Origin of the sequence: Microbacterium terregens, assembly GCF_039534975.1 — a bacterium.
GTDB classification, from domain to species: Bacteria; Actinomycetota; Actinomycetes; order Actinomycetales; family Microbacteriaceae; genus Microbacterium; species Microbacterium terregens.
The window spans coordinates 2,165,969-2,182,270 of sequence record NZ_BAAAWH010000001.1; the positions used below are offsets into that span (position 1 = coordinate 2,165,969).

The following is a 16,302-nucleotide window of genomic DNA, read 5'->3' on the forward strand; positions in this document are numbered from 1 at the left end:
GCCTGACCCGTCGAGCGCCGTCGAGGTGAGCTCGCGCGTGTTAGCCCAGCCTGTGCTTGCTTGCGGAATGTGCCGCGCTGAGTAGCGTTGCTCGAGGCAGGCAGATAGCGCCCGAAAGCGCATGCGATGCCCAGATGGAGGCGTACAGATGACCAAGATGCAGACAACCCCCGCAACAGCCGCCGATCCGACGGTCGCCGCCGGCGCGGCCCAGTTCCTCACCCCGGTTGCCATCGGGCTGCAGGCGCTCGCCGTGAACGGCAAGCAGGCGCACTGGAACGTGCGCGGCGCGAATTTCATCGCGATCCACGAGCTTCTGGACACGATCGTGGCTCACGCGCAGGACGGCGCCGACCTCGCCGCCGAGCGGATCGTCGCGCTCGGGCTGCCGATCGACGCCCGCCTGTCGACGGTGGCGGCCAAGGCTCCTGCCACGCAGGTGCCGGCCGGCTTCACGCAGTGGGAGGACATGATCCGCGGAGTGATCGCCGACATGGACGCGGTGCTGATCGATGTGAAGGCCGCCATCGATGGACTCGATGAGGTCGACCTCGCCAGCCAGGACGTGGCGATCACGATCCGCGAGTCGCTGGACAAGGACCGCTGGTTCCTCTTCGCACATCTCGCTGAGTAGCACTGACTTCTGCGTGACCAGGCCCCCGGATCTTTCGAGTCCGGGGGCTTCGTCGTGTTCAGACCCGTTGCAGGTACGCGATGACCGCGAGGACGCGACGATGCTCGGTCGTCGATTCCTCCAATCCGAGCTTCGCGAAGATCCCGCTCACGTTCTTCTCGACGGCCCCGACGCCGATGAACAGCCGGCCCGCGATGCTCGCATTGCTGCGTCCCTCCGCCATCAGTTCGAGCACGTCCCGTTCGCGCGGTGTCAGGGCGGCGAGCGGATCGGACCGGTTCGCGAGCAGCCCCTGCACGACGAGCGGATCCAGCACCGTCCCGCGCGCGTGCACCCTGCGGACGGCATCCGTGAACTCCTCGAGCGAGGTGACCCGGTCCTTCAACAGGTACCCGACACCGCCCTCTCCCGCTGAGAGCAGCTCTCGCGCGTACACGTCCTCGACGTACTGGCTGAGGACCAGGATGCCCAGATCAGGCAGTTCGGCGCGCAGTCGCACCGCGGCCCTGATGCCCTCGTCTCGGAACGAGGGCGGCAGCCGCACGTCCAGGATCGCGACATCCGCCGCCGCGTCGCGCACGCGCCGAACGATGTCCTCCGCGTCTCCGAACGCGCCGGCCGTCACGTACCCGGCCTCGTCGAACAGTCGTACCAGACCCTCGCGCAGCAGAACGGAATCCTCGACGAGGACGACGCGCAGGGGCTGCCCGGACATGGCCTCAGGATAGGCGTCGGTCATCGCGGCGTCCCACCGACCGTGTGGGGAATCGGGATGTGGGCACCGATCGACGTGGGGCCGCCGGGCGGACTCTGCACGATGAGAACACCGCGGAGGCCGGCGATGCGATCGCGGAGTCCTTCGAGACCATGGCCCGGAGTCATATGCGCTCCCCCGCGGCCGTTGTCGACCAGCCATACGTCCAGCATCGGCGGGGTGCTGTCGCCGCGGATCGCGACCTTGAGCGTCGCCGCCGAGGCGTCGGCGTGCTTCACCGCGTTGGTGAGCAGCTCCGCGACCACGAAGTACACCGTTCGCGCGATCTCCTGCGGCACGACCGCATCGATCGCGGGATCGATGTCCACCGTGACCGGCACGGCAGCGCTGCCGGCCACAGCCGCCAATGCGGCGGAAAGGCCGCGATCCTGCAGGAGCGGAGGCGCGACACCGCTGGAGAGGGCACGCAGCTCGTCCAGCGCGGCCTTCGCGTGCCCACGAGCATCGCGTGCGAGATCTGCCGCGGCATCCGAATCCCCCGCCGCCGCGCGCCGCTCCAGAGCCGCCAGGTCCATCTGCAGCCGCACGAGCCTCTGCTGGGGCCCGTCGTGGATGTCGCGCTCCAGGCGTCGCAGCCCGGCGCCCTCGGCCTGCACGGCCGCGGTGCGCGCGAGCGCCTCGGCGCGCGCCTCAGCGGCCATGTCGTCGCTGGGCCAGCGGCCCAGGAGCCCGCGAGCGAGGGCGTGGTGAACCCGGGCGAGGCCGCTCATCACCCACGGCAGCGTGACGGCGAACAGCGCGCCCGCCACCAGGTACAGAAGAACCTCGACCGCCCAGCCCGACCAGCCCCCGAACAGCCAGGGCACTGCGGCGGAGACGTACTGCCCCCATGCGCCGCCGTCTCCGCGCGGGACGAACGCCCCCCAGAACCAGTACGTGAGACCACCCACGCTGATGCTGAGCCACGCCACCGTCAACGCGAACGTGACGATGCTCACGATCGGGCTGACGATCATGCCGTGGATGAGAGAGGTCCAGTAGTGGCCGTTGCGCAGCGGTCGGGTCAGCGTCGACCAGAACCCTTCGGAGTCCTCACGATCGCGGTTCCATTCCGGCTCCACGACCTCGGGCAGTCCGGTCATGCCGAGCAGGTATCGATCGGCCGCGCCGAAGCCGCGCGCGACGAACAAGGACAGGACGATGATCGGCAGACCGACGATCAGCAGCGCCAGCCCGACGCCGGTCCAGAACAACGCGGCCAGCACGCTCAGTCCGGTGATCGCCAGGACGAACACGACCAGGAGGTAGACCGCCCGTCCCGGCACGTACCTCCAGGCCTGTGCGTATGCCGCCCATCCCGTTGCGGCCGGCTCGGTGCTGCTCGTGGTCATCGCTCTCTCCGTCATCGACATGCCTCCAGCGTTGCCGTCGCAGGCGATGTGGGGCACCCCGGCGCCACCCCGATCGCGAGGGGTGCTGACCCCCGAAGGTGAGCGAGCGGTCGCGGCCGGCCTGTCCGTACGCGGCCCGTTCATTACACGCGGTGGGTCACGCGGCCTCCGAGAAGCGTCGCGGCGACCCCCATGGCGCGCAGCTCGGGTTCGGATGCGGCGAGTGGGTCACGTTCCACCAGGACGAGGTCGGCGCGGGCACCCGGTTCGATCACGGCCGCCGAGGTCGAGCCGCCGTGGGTGGACGCGGCCAGCGCGGTCGCGGCATCCACGCCCTGCTCCGGATGCCACGGGGGCCTGCCGTCGCGCGTGCGGAAGGTCGCGGCAGCGATGGCAGCCCACGGGTCCAGCGGCGAGACGGGCGCGTCGGAGCCGAACAGCAGATTCGCGCCGGAGTCGGCCAGCGCGCGCAGCGGGTACGGCAGTGCGGTCTGCTCGGCCCAGATCGCGTCGGTGAGATCGCGGTCCTCGACCGCGTGCTCGGGCTGCACGCTGGCTCCGACACCGAGGCGCGCGAAGCGCGGGATGTCGGCGTGCGCGACCAGCTGCGCGTGCTCGATCGTGCCGACCGCGCCCGTGAGCGCGAAGGCGTCCAGCGCGTGGGAGTTCGCCGTGTCGCCGATGGCGTGGATGGCACAGGCGAGCCCTGCCCCGGTTGCGGCGGTCATCAGCTCGCGCAGGGCGGCCGGGTCCACGGCGAGTACCCCGTGGTTGTGCGGATCGCCCGGGTAGGCGTGCGAGCACGCCGCCGTCCGAGTGCCGAGCGACCCATCGGTGATCACCTTGAGAGATCCGACCCGGGCGAGGCCGGACGCCGCACCACGGACCGGATCGCCGCTGCGCAGCCCCTCGGCGATCGCGCGATCCAAGAACTCCGGGTAGATGCCGAACTCCACGCGCAGCGCGTCGAAGCCGGCACTCAGGCGTCGAGCCCACGCGGACTCGTTCCACGCCATGTCGAGGTCGACGATCCCCACGACTCCCCGCGCCGCCGCATCCCGAGCGGTCTGCGCGACCCAGGCGTCCCCGGCGACGGGGTCCACGTCGTTGAGGCGCCGCGAGATCTCGAAGGCCGGGCCTTCACGCAGGATGCCGATGCCGTCGGGTTCGTACCCTTCACGGCGCAGCGCGGCGGTGTTCAGCCACACGCTGTGCACGTCGGCGTTGATCAGGTAGGTCGGGACCTCTCCGGTGGCGGCGTCGAGCACGTCCAGGCTCGGAACGTCGGGCCAGAGCGCGTCGCGAAAGCCGGTGCCGACGCGGCGACCGTCTGCCAGAGCGGGCACCTCTGCCATCATGCGCGCGGCGTGCGCAGCGGAATGCGCGGTCGCGAGGGGCACACGCTGGGCCACGAGAGCCCACTGCAGAACATGCACGTGGTGATCCCACAGACCGGGGATCAGCCAGCCGCCGTCCGCGTCGAGTACCTCGCCGCGCATGGGCATGACGCCCGCCGGCGCGATGTCGGAGATGATCCCGCCGTTCAGGAAGACATCGACGGCACCGTCCGTCGGAAGTAGAGCACGGCTCGCACCCGAAACCCGGACTCCGGCGATCGTGCCGACCGTCGCACCGATCACGCGCGCGCCATCGCGTCGTGGGCGCGGCGCATCTCGGCCGCCAACGCGGGGTTGGCGTAGGGTCCGTCTGCCTGCAGGTGCGTGATCACCGTCTCGACGACCTCCGTGTCCTTGTTCTGGCTGAGCTTGCGCTTGGCGAGGATCTTCGCGGGGGTCAGTCGGAATCCGACGGTGCCTCGCTCGAGTCGCTGCACGAAGGCGGGGTCGTTGGGGCGCTCCCACATCATGCGAGGCTCCGGCATGCGCGCTTCGAAACGCGCGACCAGGCGGTCGAGCACGGCGAGGTTCTCCTCGGGCGTGAGCACTTCGGGAACGCCGGACAGGTGGGCGGACACGAAGTTCCAGGTCGGGACGCTCTGCACGTCGCCGTACCAACCGGGCGAGATGTAGCCGTGCGGACCCTGCACGACGATCAGCAGCTCTCGCTCGCCCAGTCCGTGGATCATGTCGTCGGGCTTGCCGACGTGGCCGACGATCGTGAGGTCGTCTCGGTCCTCATCCAGCAGCACGGCGTAGTGCGACGCCACGAGACCTTCGGGTGTGTGACTCACGAGGGTCGCCCATGGATTCTGGTCGATGAGGCGACGCAGCTCCGCGACATCCGTCATGGCGAAGCTCGGGTTCTGACGCATGCTGCCCATGCTACGGTCCGTCGGCGCGCGTCATCTCTGGCAGTAGGGGCACCAGTACAGCTTGCGGGCTGCCATCTCCTCCACGACGATCGTGGTGCCGCACACCCGGCACGGCAGCCCGGCGCGGTGATAGACCCAGTGGCGATCGTCACGACTGGCCATCGCCGCGCGGTATGCGTCGGGATCCAAGTCGTCCATCGTCATCATCTGGCCGGTCTCCACCCCGATCGCGAGGAGGTAGAACCAATCCCGCCAGAGGTGCCGCAGCACCTCGTCAGGAACGTTCCGCCCCGGCGTGTGCGGGTTCTGCCGGGCGCGGAAGAGCAGTTCCGCGCGGTACACGTTGCCGATCCCGCTGACCACGGTCTGATCCATCAGCAGCTGGCCCACCGGGGTCGGCTTGCGCCGCACCACCGCGACGAACAGCTCCTCGCCCTCCGAGACATCGTCCACCAGCGGGTCGGGGCCGAGTTTCGCGATCGTCGCGGCGACCTCATCCGGCGTCTGCAGCTCGCAGGCGGTCGGCCCGCGCAGATCGGCGCAGGTGACGTCGGTGAGAAGTCGCAGCCGGACCTGACCCACCACCGCCGGGGGCCAGGAGTCGCCGTCATCGGCCAGGCCGGTCGTCTGCTCGGACATGCGCACGTGCACGCGAGCTCGGCGCGGTGCCCCGATCGAGGTCAGCGAGTTCTCGCCGGCGGCATCCAGAATGGGCACATCCAGAGCCGTGCCGCGCTGGTTGGTCTGGCCCATCCTGCCGTTCGCCGATGCGATCGTCGGGTCCACCACGATCTCACCGGCGAAATCCCACGCGCCGTACATGCCGAGGTGGACGCGGAGCCACAGATCGTCGTCGAACTCGAGGAACATCTGCTTGCCGACGGCGCGGACCGCCGTGACCGCGCGCCCGGTCAGGACGTGCGCACCCTCGGCGAACCTCCCCTGAGGACTGGATGCCGTGACTGTGCGCCCGACGAAGTTCCGGTCGAACTGTCGCGCGATCCGGTGAACGGAATGCCCCTCCGGCATCAGCCGGCTTCGGGGTCGAACGAGCTGTCGTCGGCGGCGAGCACGTCCGGCTGGCCCACCGCTGCACGCGGGTCCGGCTCGAGCGACCCGTCCTGCTCGAAGGCGGCGATCTGGGCGATGCGGCGCGCGTGGCGCTCCTCACCCGAGAAGGGCGTGGCGACGAAGCGGTCGATGAACGATGCCGCCTCCTCGAACGTGTGCTGACGCGCCCCGATCGCGATGACGTTCGCGTCGTTGTGCTCGCGCGCGAGCTCGGCCGTCGCGATGCTCCACACCAGTGCAGCCCGGATGCCGCGCACCTTGTTCGCGGAGATCTGCTCGCCGTTCCCCGAGCCGCCGAAGACGACGCCGAGTGCGTCGATTCCGGCTTCCTGGTCGGCGATGACTCCCTGAGCGGCGCGGACGCAGAACGCCGGATAGTCGTCGAGGGGTTCGTAATCGAGAGGACCGTGGTCCACGACGTCGTGACCCTGACCCGCCAGGTGGTGCTGCAACTGGGTGGAGAACTCGAGGCCGGCATGGTCGGTCGCGATGTGGATGCGCATGAGCCTCAGTCTAGGGAGCCGGGCGAGGCGCGGGCGGGCGGTCCGGAGGTGGAAACGCGATATGATGAAATCATCATGTCATTCGATCCGCAGCAACGTCCTCTGTACGAGGTCAAAGCGGGGCTGTTCAAAGGCCTCTCGCATCCGATCCGCATCCGCATCCTCGAACTGCTCTCGAACGAGGTGGAACTGTCCGTCGCACAGCTGCAGGCTGATACCGACCTCGAGGCCTCGCACCTCTCCCAGCACCTGACCGTGCTGCGCCATCACCACCTCGTCGTGTCCGATCGCCGGGGCAGCCATGTGTATTACCGACTCGCCTACGCGGAGGTCTCCGAACTGCTGACGACTGCGCGAGGTCTGCTGCTGCGTATCGTGTCCGCCGATGGCGCACGTGCAGCCGACGCCGCCGCGCTGCCTCCAGTGGGGTCCGCGACATGAGCGCCGTCGCGAACTACGTGCGCGCCCTGCTGCCCTCTGCCCGCGACTACGCCGGGGTGGGACGAACATGGCGCGGCGATCTGATCGCCGGGGTCACCGTCGGAATCGTCGCGCTGCCCCTCGCCCTCGGTTTCGGCGTCGCGTCGGGCGCCGGCGCCGAGGCCGGGCTCATCACCGCCATCGTGGCGGGCGTGATCGCGGCGGTGTTCGGCGGCTCCCACGTGCAGGTGTCCGGCCCCACGGGCGCGATGGTGGTGGTCCTGGCTCCGATCGTGGCCTCCCACGGGATGGCGGCGGTGGCCCTGGTGAGCGTGATGGCCGGCATCATCGTCGTTGTCGCCGGCGCAATCCATCTCGGCCGCGCGGTCTCGTTCATCCCCTGGCCGGTGATCGAGGGGTTCACGCTCGGCATCGCGGTCATCATCTTTCTGCAGCAGGTTCCCGTGCTCGCCGGAGGCGCGTCGGATGCCGTCGCCCACACGAACGTCGTCCTGGCGGCGGTCTCCTCCCTCGCCGCGGCGGAGCCGGTGTACCTCGCCTGGGCGCTGGGCGCCGTCGTCATCGTCGCCGCCTGCATGTTCCTGCTGCCTCTGCTGCATCCGTCGATCCCCGGCTCCCTCGTCGGCATCGTGCTGGTCACCGTCGCCGTGTTGTTCCTCCCGTCACCTCTGGCCGTGATCGGGGGCCTGCCGCACAGCCTCCCGATGCCCGCGCTGCCGGCCTTGTCACCGGACACCCTGAGCGCGCTGCTGCTTCCCGCCGTGGCGGTGGCGGCGCTCGCCGCGATCGAATCGCTGCTTTCCGCGCGGGTTGCCGCATCCCTTGCCGACACCGGCGCGTACGACCCCGATCGCGAGCTGGTCGGCCAGGGGCTGGCCTCGATCGGTGCCGGCCTGTTCGGTGGGATGCCGGCGACCGGAGCCATCGCGCGGACCGCGGTGAACGTGCGTGCCGGAGCGAAGTCGCGGCTGGCCGCCGTCACGCACGCCGGGGTGCTTCTCCTCGTGGTCATGGTCGCCGCAGGACCCGTCGGATCGATTCCGCTGGCGGCGCTGTCCGGAGTGCTCATGGTCACCGCCATCCGAATGGTGCACCTGGCGACGGCGCGATCGATCCTGCGCTCCACCCGCGCAGACGCGCTGGCGTACGTGGTGACCGCGGTCATCACCGTCTCTGTCGACCTCATCGTCGCGGTGATCCTCGGGATGGTCGTGGCGGGCTTCTTCGCGATCCGCGGCCTCTCACGCGCAACCGGCGTCCACCGCGAGCCGATCGAGGGGGCTCCCGAGGCGGGCGACGACCGCATCGCCGTCATCCGTCTGGACGGCCCGCTGTTCTTCGCGGCGGCGGACCGGGTGCTCGCCGAGGTCACCGCACTGGACGGTGTGGCCGTCGTGATCCTGCGGATGTCCCAGCTGGAGCTGGTCGACGCGACCGGCGCGCACGTGCTGACGGAGATCGTGAAGCAGCTCGAGCGCCGCGGCGTGACCGTACTGATCAAGGGCGTCCGCGAGGGCCATGCGGAGCTGTTCACCACCGTGGGCGTCCTCAGCTCGCTGCGACACAGCAAACATCTCTTCGACGAACTCGCCCCCGCGGTCGCGCACGCACGCAGCCATGTCGCCCGCGACGCGGCCGGTCACGGAAGCACGCGCTGACGTAGGCTGGGGAGGTTGCCAGCGTCGGCCATCCGCCGCTCTCGTGACATCCGACCCCTACACATCGGGAGCTGCCGTGCCTGGAGAGAACCTCACCCGCATCGAGGCGCAGGAGCGCCGCGCGATCGTCGACACCCACTCGTACGACGTCGCACTCGACCTGACGAAGGGCCCCGAAGTCTTCGGCTCCCGCACGGTCGTCACCTTCTCCGCCACGGAGGGCGCCGACACCTTCATCGACCTGATCGCGCGCGAGGTCCACTCGATCACGCTCAACGGCCGCGACGTTCCCCTCGCGGCGTTCGCCGACTCGCGCATCGCCCTGACCGGGCTCGAGCGTGAGAACCAGCTGATCGTGGACGCCGACTGCCTGTACACGAACACCGGCGAGGGAATGCACCGGTTCGTCGACCCCGTCGACGACGAGGTCTACCTGTACTCGCAGTTCGAGGTCCCCGATTCCCGGCGCGTCTTCGCCGTCTTCGAGCAGCCCGATCTGAAGGCCGCGTTCCAATTCACCGTCACCGCCCCCGAGCAGTGGAAGGTCGTCTCCAACTCGCCGACGCCCGAGCCGAAGAAGCACGGCGATGGACAGGCGACGTGGACGTTCGATCCGACGCCGCCGATCTCCTCCTACATCACCGCGATCATCGCCGGCCCGTACGAGGAGGTCTTCTCCGAGCTCACGAGCGCTTCAGGCCGCGTCATCCCGCTCGGCGTGTACGCACGCAGGAGCCTGTGGCAGTTCCTGGATGCCGACTACATCTTCGAGAAGACCCGGCAGGGCTTCGCGTACTACGAGGAGAAGTTCGACTACCCGTACCCGTTCGCCAAGTACGACCAGCTCTTCGTCCCGGAGTTCAACGCGGGTGCGATGGAGAATGCCGGCGCGGTGACATTCACCGAGTCCTACGTCTTCCGCAGCAAGGTCACCGACGCGACCAAAGAGCGGCGCGTGGTGACCATCCTGCACGAACTGGCCCACATGTGGTTCGGCGACCTCGTCACCATGAAGTGGTGGAACGACCTCTGGCTCAACGAGTCCTTCGCCGAGTGGGCGTCGACGATCGCCACCGCCGAGGCCACCGAGTGGACCGAGGCATGGACGACGTTCAACGCGATGGAGAAGACCTGGGCCTACCGCCAGGACCAGCTCCCCTCGACGCATCCCGTCGTCGCAGAGATCACCGATCTCGAAGACGTCCAGGTCAACTTCGACGGCATCACCTACGCCAAGGGCGGTTCGGTGCTCAAGCAGCTGGCCGCCTGGGTGGGCATCGAGGCGTTCTTCGCCGGGGTCGCGCAGTACTTCCGGAAGAACGAGTGGGGCAACACCGAGCTGTCCGACCTGTTGTCCGAGCTCGAGGCGACCAGCGGCCGAGAGCTCGGGACGTGGTCCAAGAAGTGGCTCGAGACCGCTGGGGTGAACACGCTCTCCCCGGTGATCCACGAGGACGCGGCGGGCACCATCACCCGCTTCGCCATCACGCAGACCGCGCCGGCGGACTACCCGACGATCCGCCCGCACCGCCTCGGGGTCGGCTTCTACAACGTCACCGACAGTGCGCTCGAGCGGGTGCACCACGTCGAGCTGGATGTCGACGGCGACCTCACCGAGGTGCCCGAGCTGAAGGGCCAGCGGCGCCCGGACCTCGTGCTCCTGAACGACGAAGATCTCGCGTACGCGAAGATCCGGCTCGACGAGCGCTCCCTCGAAACCGCGATCGAGCACCTCGGCCGGATCGCCGACCCCCTCGCGCGCTCGCTCGTGTGGGGAGCGGCGTGGGATCAGACGAGGGATGCCGAGTCCTCCCCCAGCGCATACATCGATCTCGTACTGCGCAACATCGGCAGCGAGACGGAATCCACGACGGTTCGCACGACCCTCGCGCAGCTGCAGCTCGCGGCGAACACCTACGTGGCGCCCGAGAAGCGCTCGGCGACGCGCGCAAAGGTCGCGGACGGACTGTGGGCCCTCGCGCAGGCGGCCGAGCCGGGCAGTGACAGTCAGCTCCAGTTCGTGACGGCATTCGCGACTGCGGCGTCGACCCCCGAGCACTGGGCGATCGTGGCGGCGCTGCGCGACGGCGAGCGGGCGCTGGAGGGGCTGGAGATCGACACGGACCTGTCCTGGCAGCTGCTCATCTCCCTCGCTGCGGGCGAAGTCGCGCACGAGAAGACGATCGATGAGGCCCTCGCCGCTGACAACACCGCCAAGGGCGGAGAGTTCGCAGCTCAGGCGAAGGCGTCGATTCCGCAGCCGGCGACCAAACGCGCCGCGTGGAATTCGATCATCGAGAACGACGACCAGCCGAACACGATCGTGCGCTCGACCGCCCTGGGATTCCAGCATCCGGCCACCGTCGGCCAGTTGGGCGAGTTCGTCCAGCCGTACTTCGACATGCTGCTGCCGATCTGGAACTCGCGCTCGTACCAGATCGCGCAGTACATCATCGTCGGGCTGTATCCTGCGCCGCTGGCCAACCTCGCGCTTCGCGATGCGACCCGCGCGTGGCTCGCGGCGAACCAGGACGCCGCGCCCGCGCTGCGCCGCCTGGTGGACGAGAACCTCGCCGGGGTGGAACGCGCGCTGGCAGTGCAGGATCGCGACGCGGAGTAGCCCCGATTCGGTGCCCCGGTCGTCGACGACGGCCGGGGCATCGTGCGCTCCGCCGCACGGCGCACAGGTCCCGCCGAGGGGCCTCGAACTAGGATCGTGACGATGATGTGGACTGCTGTCGACCCACCGATCACCGACCCCGAGTTCTGGGGCCAGGTAGGTCGCTTCTTCGGCGACGCAGGATGGAACGTCGCCCGTGTGCTCGGCATCGTGCTCGGCGCCGTCATCATCGGCTGGATCCTGAGGTTCGTGATCCGGCGCGTGGTCGGACGCATCGTCAACGGCGCCAAGAGCAAAGCGAACGTCGATGACACCCAGGCCCTGGATCGCTCACCGCTCGCGTCGATCCGCCTCGTGCAGCGGACCCGTACCCTCGGGTCGATTCTGCAGAACATCGTGAACGTGTCGATCGTCATCGTCACGCTGCTGCTGATCGTGAACGTGCTCGCTCCGAACGCCCTGGCCTCGCTGACCCTGCTCACGGCCGCCATCGGCGCCGGGCTCGGATTCGGCGCCCAGAACATCGTCAAGGACGTGCTCAACGGCATCTTCATCGTCGCGGAAGACCAGGTCGGCATCGGCGACGTCGTCGACCTCGGGCTCGCCACGGGGATCGTCGAGTACGTCAGCGTCCGTGTCACCACCGTCCGCGACGTCAACGGCACGCTCTGGTACGTGCGCAACGGCGAGATCACGAGGATCGGCAACATGTCGATGGGCTGGTCGCGGGTGATCGTGGACCTGGCCCTGCCGGTCGGCGCCGACATCTCCGAGGTGGAGGCGACGATGCTGGAGACCATGAAGGACCTCGCGAAGGATCCGAAATGGCGCACCCGTGTGATCGACAAGCCCGAGGTCTGGGGTCTGGAGTCCGTCTCCGGTGACGCGCTGGTCATCCGGCTCGTGATGAAGACCCGCGCCAATGCAAAGGATGACGTGGCGCGAGAACTGCGCATGCGCGTGCTGAAGGCAGTCGAGGACATGGGGCTGTCGCTCCCCCAGCTCAACTCGATCACACTGACCGGCCTGGACGGAGCGCAGCGGGTACGCGGCGCGAACCCACCGAAGACGCGGCCCACGAACATCACCACCGCCCCGTCGGCGCCGGAGCGGCCGATCTGGCGTCCGAAGCGCACGCCGAAGCAGTCACCCCAGAACCCCGAGGGATCCGCATGAGCATCAGCTTCTATGACGAGATCGGCGGGCACGAGACGTTCGTCCGACTCGTCGACACCTTCTACCGCGGCGTCGCCGACGACCCGGTGATGCGCCCGATGTACGAGGAGGACCTCGCCCCCGCCAAAGAGCGCCTGACGATGTTCCTCGAGCAGTACTGGGGCGGCCCGGGCACCTACAGCGAGCAGCGCGGCCACCCCCGACTGCGGATGCGGCACGCGGCGTTCCACGTCGACCCGGACGCGCGCGACCGCTGGCTCGCGCACATGCGCGTGGCCGTCGACGAACTCGGTCTGTCGCCGCTGCACGAGGAGACGCTCTGGGACTACCTGGAGCGGGCCGCCTTCGCGATGGTCAACACCTTCGAGCCGGCCGGGATCGGGCCCTCCGCCGACGGTCGCAGCGGCACCTCCCTTCCCCTGTCGCCGCAGACACCGCCGCACTGACGAAGAGCACCGCACCGACGAAGGAGTCGCCATGCCCGCATCCCCCACCTCCCAAACCGCCGACGTCCTGGTGATCGGCTGGGGTCTGGCGGGCCTCGTCGCCGCCGCGGAGGCTGTCGCGGCGGGCAAGCGCGTTGTCATCGTCGACCAGGAGCCCCGCACGAACCTGGGCGGGCAGGCCTGGTGGTCCTTCGGCGGGTTGTTCTTCATCGACTCGCCCGAGCAGCGCCGCATGGGCATCAAGGACTCGTTCGAGCTCGCGCACCAGGACTGGTTCGGCACCGCCGGCTTCGACCGTGACGACGACGCGTGGCCGCGGCGCTGGGCGGAGGCGTATCTGCAGTTCGCGCACGAAGAGAAGCGCGCCTGGCTCCGGCAGAAGGGCATGGGGTTCTTCCCCGTGGTCGGCTGGGCCGAGCGCGGCGGCTACACCGCAACCGGACCGGGCAACTCGGTTCCCCGCTTCCACATCACGTGGGGCACGGGCCCCGGCGTCGTCGCGCCGTTCCAAGCCGCGGTCGAGGACGGCGAAGCCCGCGGTCGAGTGACGATTCTGCCCCGCCACCGCGTGCGGACACTGGTGACCGCGGACGGGGTCGTGACCGGGGCTGCCGGCGACATCCTCGCTCCCTCCGGCACCGCCCGCGGCATGGCGAGCTCGCGCGAGGTGGTCGGCGCGTTCGAGATCACCGCGGGCGCGACGATCGTCTCGTCCGGCGGCATCGGCGGGAACCACGATCTCGTGCGCGCCCAATGGCCGGCGCGCCTCGGCGAGCCCCCCACCGCCATGCTCTCGGGTGTCCCCGCCTACGTCGACGGTTCGATGCTCGCCGTCTCGGAGCGGGCCGGTGCACGGCTCATCAACGGCGACCGGATGTGGCACTACGTGGAGGGCATTCAGAACTGGGATCCGGTCTGGCCGAATCACGGCATCCGGATCCTGCCGGGTCCGTCATCCCTCTGGCTCGATGCCACCGGTCAACGGCTGCCGGTTCCGCTGTTCCCCGGGTTCGACACGCTCGGCACGCTCGCGCATCTGCGCGCCACCGGCCATGACCACAGCTGGTTCGTGCTGTCACGCGAGATCATCGAGAAGGAGTTCACGCTCTCGGGCAGTGAGCAGAACCCCGATCTGACGGGCCGCGATGTGCCGCTGCTGCTCAAGTCCCGCCTCGGCAGGGGCGCCGCCAGTCCTGTCCAGGCGTTCATGGACGGCGGAGCCGACTTCGTGGTCCGCGACAGCCTGAACGACCTCATCGCGGGGATGCAGGCGCTGCCCGGAGGCGAGGTCCTGGACGCCGAGCGCGTCCGCACCGAACTCGAAGCCCGCGACCGCGAGATCGAGAACGACTTCACCAAGGATGCGCAGATCGCGATGCTCCGCTCCGCGCGCGCCTATCGTGGCGATCGCCTCGTCCGCACCGCGAAGCCTCACCGGATACTTGATCCGAAAGCAGGTCCGCTCATCGCCGTGAAGCTGCACATCCTGACGCGCAAGTCGTTGGGAGGCATCGAGACAGACCTGGACAGCCGCGCCCTCGCACCGGGCGGAGCGCCCGTCCCCGGTCTGTACGCCGCCGGCGAGGCCAGCGGCTTCGGCGGCGGCGGCGTCCACGGATACCGCGCGCTCGAGGGGACGTTCGCCGGCGGATGCCTCTTCTCGGGGCGCATCGCGGGCCGAGCTGCGGCCGGCGGGGTTTAGGCGGCTGCGCCCGTCGCGCGCACGTCGGTCATGCCGATGCGGGCCGGCCCACGCAGCAGGACGTGACCCCTGCGCAGAGTGAGACGTGTCCATGCGCCTCCGGTGCGCACGATCCCGTCCTCGTCGTCGACGATGAAACCCAGCGTGAACGCGGCGAAGGCGACGCCGAGCGGAAGACCCTCCAGCGTGTCGTCGGGCACGCCCCAGACGGACGCGCGCACAGAGCGGACGGCATCCTCTCCGGGATCGTCGGGGAGAGCCTCGGCGACGGCGGCGATCCCCCACTGCGCACGGGCGGCGAGGACGGAGGCCGCGATCGTCGCCGTCTGGACCCAGCCCGCCCGCGGGGGTGTCACGCCCGTCCACGCGGGCGAGAGACCCACCTCGGGAAGCACCAGATGGGTGGCATCATCATCCGCGGGGATCAGCTCGGAGGCTTCGATCACCACATCGCAGGCCAGCTCCGGATCGACCGGCACGGTCCGCATCGCGAGCACCGTGGGCGTCGTGTCGAGCAGCCCGCGCGGCGCGAACGGAGCCGACGTCATCACGAGCGTGCCTCCGGCCGCCTGCAACCGCACCGCGCCGTCGCCGACGCGAGCCGTGCGGCCGGCGAATGTGAGCGCGTCCGCTGCGGCGGCGGCTTCGGTGAAGATCAGGCGTTGCGACATCCGACCTAAACTACCAACGATGGCAGGGATCGCCGCCCCGCCGGAGAGACGAGAGACCCTGTGACTCGAGAGAAGCCAGCGACCGACGCGGATGATCGCGGTCCCGACGACTTCACCCCCGACCCTGATCCGGTGGGCTCAATGCTCGCCGTGCTCGACCTGTCTCACTCGGGTGCGCGGACGACGGAGGACATCTTCACCGGCGTCTCGCAGTCCATGCCGTTCGGTCGCGTCTTCGGTGGGCAGGTGCTCGCTCAGTCGATCGTCGCCGCCGAGCGCACCACCCCCGAGGGACGCGCGGTGCACTCCATGCACGGGTACTTCCTCCGCCCCGGTGACGCCTCGAAAGGCATCACCTTCGCCGTGGATCGCATCCACGACGGGCGGTCCTTCTCCACTCGGCGTACGCAGGCCTACCAGGAGGGCGTACCGATCTTCTCGATGATCGCGTCGTTCCAGGACGAGGGTCCGGGGATCGAGCACGCGGAGCCGATGCCGAGTGGGCTGCCCGCCGCGGAGGACCTGCCTGACCTCGAAGCCCATCTGGCGGGCGTGCATCCGATGTCGCGACGGCTGTTCGCGGATCGTCCTCTCGATCTGCGTCATGTCCCGTCGCCGATCTATCTCACCGCGGACGGCGAACCCTCCGCGCACCAGGCCGTCTGGGTGCGAACGCGGCGGACGATTCCCGCGGATCAGCACATCCATCGGGCGGTGCTGGCGTATCTCAGCGACCTGACGATTCAGGAGTCCATTCTGCGCGCCCACGGCATCGCCTGGGCGACGCCGGGGCTGAAGGTCGCGAGCCTCGATCACGCCATGTGGTGGCATCGTCCCGGCCTGGTCGATGACTGGATGCTGTACGTCCAGGAGTCCCCCAGCGCACGCGGCGGGCGAGGGCTGGCGACCGGGCGCATCTACGCGCGCGACGGGACGCTGATCGCGAGCGTGGCGCAGGAGATCATGGTGCGGGTGCCGGCCGCAGTGTCGGAAGAGCGCTGA

Annotated in this window: 14 protein-coding genes and 1 pseudogene; 8 read left to right on the forward strand and 7 right to left on the reverse strand. The window is 69.4% G+C overall.

Translation table 11 applies throughout. The features are described 5' to 3' along the window. Positions 1-148 precede the first annotated feature (148 nt). On the forward strand, positions 149-634 hold the full coding sequence (locus ABD655_RS09940; protein WP_344713621.1) for a Dps family protein: 486 nt from the start codon (positions 149-151) through the stop codon (positions 632-634). 58 nt (positions 635-692) lie between these two features. Here the strand turns inward: ABD655_RS09940 and ABD655_RS09945 are convergent, their stop codons facing one another. From ABD655_RS09945 to ABD655_RS09970, 6 genes are all read right to left on the reverse strand, one after another. Next, on the reverse strand, positions 693-1,349 hold the full coding sequence (locus ABD655_RS09945) for a response regulator (RefSeq protein ID WP_344713623.1): 657 nt from the start codon (positions 1,347-1,349) through the stop codon (positions 693-695). 20 nt (positions 1,350-1,369) lie between these two features. Next, positions 1,370-2,740: a sensor histidine kinase gene (locus ABD655_RS09950; protein ID WP_344713625.1), complete on the reverse strand. Its 1,371-nt coding sequence runs from the start codon at positions 2,738-2,740 to the stop codon at positions 1,370-1,372. Between the two features lie 143 nt (positions 2,741-2,883). Continuing rightward, on the reverse strand, positions 2,884-4,380 hold the full coding sequence (locus ABD655_RS09955; protein WP_344713626.1) for an amidohydrolase: 1,497 nt from the start codon (positions 4,378-4,380) through the stop codon (positions 2,884-2,886). Continuing rightward, positions 4,377-5,012: an FMN-binding negative transcriptional regulator gene (locus ABD655_RS09960; RefSeq protein ID WP_344713628.1), complete on the reverse strand. Its 636-nt coding sequence runs from the start codon at positions 5,010-5,012 to the stop codon at positions 4,377-4,379. The genes ABD655_RS09955 and ABD655_RS09960 overlap by 4 nt, the downstream gene beginning before the upstream one ends. 30 nt (positions 5,013-5,042) lie before the next feature. Next, entirely contained in the window at positions 5,043-6,041 is a 999-nt protein-coding gene (locus ABD655_RS09965; RefSeq protein ID WP_344713630.1) for an Fpg/Nei family DNA glycosylase, read from the reverse strand. Next, positions 6,041-6,586: a ribose-5-phosphate isomerase gene (locus ABD655_RS09970; RefSeq protein ID WP_344713632.1), complete on the reverse strand. Its 546-nt coding sequence runs from the start codon at positions 6,584-6,586 to the stop codon at positions 6,041-6,043. Before ABD655_RS09970 ends, ABD655_RS09965 begins: the two co-directional genes overlap by 1 nt. A gap of 75 nt (positions 6,587-6,661) precedes the next feature. Here ABD655_RS09970 and ABD655_RS09975 point away from each other — a divergent pair, with 75 nt between their 5' ends. From ABD655_RS09975 to ABD655_RS10000, 6 genes and pseudogenes are all read left to right on the forward strand, one after another. Next, positions 6,662-7,027, forward strand: coding sequence for an ArsR/SmtB family transcription factor (locus ABD655_RS09975; RefSeq protein WP_344713634.1), 366 nt, complete (start codon positions 6,662-6,664; stop codon positions 7,025-7,027). Then, positions 7,024-8,685: a SulP family inorganic anion transporter gene (locus ABD655_RS09980; protein WP_344713636.1), complete on the forward strand. Its 1,662-nt coding sequence runs from the start codon at positions 7,024-7,026 to the stop codon at positions 8,683-8,685. Before ABD655_RS09975 ends, ABD655_RS09980 begins: the two co-directional genes overlap by 4 nt. Positions 8,686-8,761: 76 nt before the next feature. Further along, a complete protein-coding gene (gene pepN / locus ABD655_RS09985) occupies positions 8,762-11,305 on the forward strand; it encodes an aminopeptidase N (RefSeq protein WP_344713638.1) in 2,544 nt (847 codons plus the stop codon). A 105-nt stretch (positions 11,306-11,410) separates the two neighbouring features. Beyond that, a complete protein-coding gene (locus ABD655_RS09990; protein ID WP_344715789.1) occupies positions 11,411-12,481 on the forward strand; it encodes a mechanosensitive ion channel family protein in 1,071 nt (356 codons plus the stop codon). Beyond that, complete coding sequence (locus ABD655_RS09995) at positions 12,478-12,927, forward strand: globin (protein WP_344713640.1); 450 nt, start codon at positions 12,478-12,480, stop codon at positions 12,925-12,927. The genes ABD655_RS09990 and ABD655_RS09995 overlap by 4 nt, the downstream gene beginning before the upstream one ends. After that, positions 12,920-14,629, forward strand: a pseudogene (locus tag ABD655_RS10000) (FAD-binding dehydrogenase); the annotation flags it as partial. The gene ABD655_RS09995 and the pseudogene ABD655_RS10000, both read left to right, overlap by 8 nt. Here ABD655_RS10000 and ABD655_RS10005 read toward each other — a convergent pair. Continuing rightward, positions 14,626-15,300, reverse strand: coding sequence for a DUF8185 domain-containing protein (locus tag ABD655_RS10005; RefSeq protein WP_344713642.1), 675 nt, complete (start codon positions 15,298-15,300; stop codon positions 14,626-14,628). The pseudogene ABD655_RS10000 and the gene ABD655_RS10005 overlap by 4 nt on opposite strands. 141 nt (positions 15,301-15,441) lie before the next feature. Between ABD655_RS10005 and ABD655_RS10010 the strand changes: the two genes are divergently transcribed. Next, positions 15,442-16,302, forward strand: coding sequence for an acyl-CoA thioesterase (locus ABD655_RS10010; RefSeq protein ID WP_344715792.1), 861 nt, complete (start codon positions 15,442-15,444; stop codon positions 16,300-16,302).